Origin of the sequence: Flavobacterium sp., assembly GCF_023151265.1 — a bacterium.
Lineage (GTDB): Bacteria > Bacteroidota > Bacteroidia > Flavobacteriales > Flavobacteriaceae > Flavobacterium.
Window position 1 is genome coordinate 1 of the sequence record NZ_JAKLJH010000197.1, and the last position, 3,158, is coordinate 3,158.

The following is a 3,158-nucleotide window of genomic DNA, read 5'->3' on the forward strand; positions in this document are numbered from 1 at the left end:
AGGAACAAAAGCTAAATTGAATGATTTTGTGACGATGATTAAGAGTTTCCAAGTTATCAATGAAAATCAAGATGCGTTTTTCTTAACCGATCATGTTACGAAGAAAACCGGATTAGTTCAAGAACTTAAGAAAGACGGAACTCCAGAAGGAATTGCGAAAATTGAAAATATTGAAGAATTACTAAACGGTATCAAAGACTTCACCGAAGGGCAAAAAGAAATTGATGGAGCAAGAGGTGCGTTAGCTGAATTTTTAGAAGATGTAGCTTTAGCCACCGATTTAGATAAAGACACAGGCGATGACGATAGAGTAGCGCTAATGACGATTCACTTGGCCAAAGGATTAGAGTTTCCACATGTGTTTATTGTGGGATTAGAAGAAGATTTGTTTCCAAGTGCGATGAGTTTGAACACCCGAAGCGAATTAGAAGAAGAACGTCGTTTGTTTTATGTAGCCTTAACTCGTGCCGAACATCAAGCGTATTTGACGTATGCGCAATCGCGTTACCGCTGGGGAAAATTAGTAGATAGTGAACCTTCGCGTTTTATTGAAGAAATTAATGACCAATATTTAGAATATTTGAATCCAGTAGATTCGGGTTATCGTTACAAACCAGTTATGGATATTGATGTTTTTGGCGATATTGATAAATCTAAATTAAGATTAGCAAAACCAACTGCAGGAACACCGCCAAAATATTTAACACAAGACCAACCAAGTCCCACAGCAAATATTAGACGTTTAAAACCTGTTTCAAGTAATTCAGGGAGTTCTAATGTTGTCGATGCAAATTTAAACGTTGGAAATATCGTAATGCACGAACGTTTTGGAAAAGGACAAATCGTAAACATTGAAGGAATAGGAGCAGACAAAAAAGCAGAAATTCGCTTTGATGTTGGCGGATTAAAGAAGTTGTTGTTGCGATTTGCGAAGTTGGAGGTTATAGGATAGAAGTTTTTAGATTAACTTGAAACAAAAATAAGATGTCAGAAATAATTAAAATATACGAAGACAAACCCAGCGAAGCCGCAATTAAAAAAGTGGTTGAGGTTTTAAAAAACGGAGGTTTAGTCATTTATCCAACCGATACCGTTTATGGTTTAGGTTGTGATATTACCAATTCTCGTGCGTTAGAGAAAATTGCAAAAATCAAAGGAATTAAGTTAGAAAAAGCCAATTTTTCTTTCGTTTGTTCCGATTTAAGTAATCTTTCTGATTATGTGAAACAAATTGATACTTCCACATTTAAAATTTTAAAACGCGCTTTACCTGGACCATACACGTTTATTTTGCCGGGGAATAACGATTTACCAAAAGAATTTAGAAAAAAGAAAACCGTTGGTATTCGTGTTCCTGACAACAACATTGCTCGTGAAATTGTAAAACTATTAGGAAATCCTATTGTTTCAACCTCAATTCACGATGAAGATGAGGTAATTGAATATTCAACCGATCCAGAATTAATCTTTGAAAAATGGAATAACAAAGTAGATTTAGTTATCGATGGTGGTTATGGTGACAACGTTGCTTCAACTATTATAGATTTAACAGGCTACGAACCGGAAGTAATTCGTGAAGGAAAAGGAAGTTTAGATATATTATAAAATAAAAAACGCCTCAATCACTTGAGGCGTTTTTTATATTTTAAAGGTAAATTATTTCCCTTCTAAATTCTTCATTTCCTTTTCTAACATATCGTAGAATTGGTCAATTTTTGGCATAATGATAATGCGTGTCCTTCTGTTTTTAGCTCTGTTTGCTGGAGAATCATTTTCCACTAAAGGAATATACGAACTTCTTCCTGCTGGAATTAATTGTTTTGGACTAACACCTAATTCTTTATGTAAAACTCTTACGATTGAAGTAGCTCTTTTCACTGATAAATCCCAGTTGTCTAATAATACAGCATTTTTAATCGGCACATTGTCTGTATGACCTTCTACCATACATTCGAAGTCCGGTTTGCTATTGATTACTTTAGCTACTTTAGCTAGAACACCTTTTGCTTTATCACTTACTTCGTAACTTCCCGATTTGAATAATAAATTATCAGCAATCGAAATCATCACAACTCCTTTTTCAACATTGATGTTAATGTCTGGATCGTCGATTCCTACTTCGCGTTTTAAACTTGTAACTAAAGCCAATGTTACACTGTCTTTTTTAGTTAAAGCGTCTTGTAAACGTGTGATTTTTAAATCTTTTTCTTTTAAACTTTCTAATGATTTTTCCAGATTTTCAGCACCTTTGGTAGTTAACGTAGTTAAATTACCCATATTGTTGATTAAATCGGTATTGTTTTTCTTTAAGAAGTCAACTTGTTGTGCTAAAGCTTCTCTTTCAGTCAAACAAGTGTTTAATTTAACCGTTGCCGTGTTTAATAAATCTTGAATTTCTTTGTTTTTAGCTTCTAATTCAGTGTATTTCTTTTTTGAAACACATGAACTTAATGAAATAGCAGCTACTGTGGCGAATAACATTACTCTTCTCATACGATAATTATTTTTTTTACAAAATTAAATGGAAATTGTTAAAAAATAGCTTTTTTAAACCTAAACTATTGTTAAAAAAGGTCAGCAAAGACCTTGCCATTCTTGATAAAGTAACGATAAACGATGCTGTTTATTTTGTGGTAATTTGATTTTTGAATTGTACCTCTTTTTTTATAGAATTGATTCACAACACCATAAAATGCAAAATGAGCCTGAATAATTGCGAGACAATGTTTAAATTTTCCTTTCAAAATAAATTGAATTCCTGCAAGTCCATCTAAGCACAAACGCATAAAAATGATTGAGAACAATTGATTTTTAGGTAAATTCTTGGTTAACATCAACAATGAATTTCTAAAATTCAAAAACGTTTTTCTTGGATTTCCTTCGTTTAGAGTTGCACCACCAACATGATACACTATTGACTTTGAAGTATATTTTATTTTGTAGCCCAAATTAAAAGCTCGCCAACACAAATCAATTTCTTCTTGGTGGGCAAAGAAATCATCATCAAAACCGTTTAGTTTTTGGTAGACTTCTTTTCGGATAAAGAAACAAGCTCCTGTTGCCCAAAAGATTTCAATTTCATCATCGTATTGATTATTATCTTCTTCAATCGTATCGAAAATTCGTCCACGGCAAAAAGGATAACCAAATTTATCAAT

Annotated in this window: 3 protein-coding genes and 1 pseudogene; 2 read left to right on the forward strand and 2 right to left on the reverse strand. The window is 33.0% G+C overall.

What is annotated here, in order from left to right:
* Together L6Q46_RS13325 and L6Q46_RS13330 are read left to right on the forward strand one after the other, a co-directional pair.
* On the forward strand, positions 1 to 952 hold a 952-nt coding region (locus tag L6Q46_RS13325), incomplete at its 5' end, for a 3'-5' exonuclease (RefSeq protein WP_291284715.1).
* A 32-nt stretch (positions 953 to 984) separates the two neighbouring features.
* Positions 985 to 1,605, forward strand: a complete 621-nt coding sequence (locus L6Q46_RS13330) for an L-threonylcarbamoyladenylate synthase (protein ID WP_291284716.1) — start codon at positions 985 to 987, stop codon at positions 1,603 to 1,605.
* Between the two features lie 51 nt (positions 1,606 to 1,656).
* On the opposite strand, the gene L6Q46_RS13335 is transcribed toward L6Q46_RS13330, so the two are convergent.
* Both L6Q46_RS13335 and L6Q46_RS13340 read right to left on the reverse strand, forming a co-directional pair.
* A complete protein-coding gene (locus tag L6Q46_RS13335) occupies positions 1,657 to 2,493 on the reverse strand; it encodes an OmpA family protein (RefSeq protein WP_026725728.1) in 837 nt (278 codons plus the stop codon).
* A gap of 71 nt (positions 2,494 to 2,564) precedes the next feature.
* Positions 2,565 to 3,158, reverse strand: a pseudogene (locus L6Q46_RS13340) (glycosyltransferase family 2 protein); the annotation flags it as partial.

What these genes read in the sequence shown, in the direction of transcription:
- L6Q46_RS13330 (WP_291284716.1), top strand. Translation starts at nt 985, where the DNA reads ATGTCAGAAATAATTAAAATATACGAAGACAAACCCAGCGAAGCCGCA.
- L6Q46_RS13335 (WP_026725728.1), bottom strand. Translation starts at nt 2,493, where the DNA reads ATGAGAAGAGTAATGTTATTCGCCACAGTAGCTGCTATTTCATTAAGT.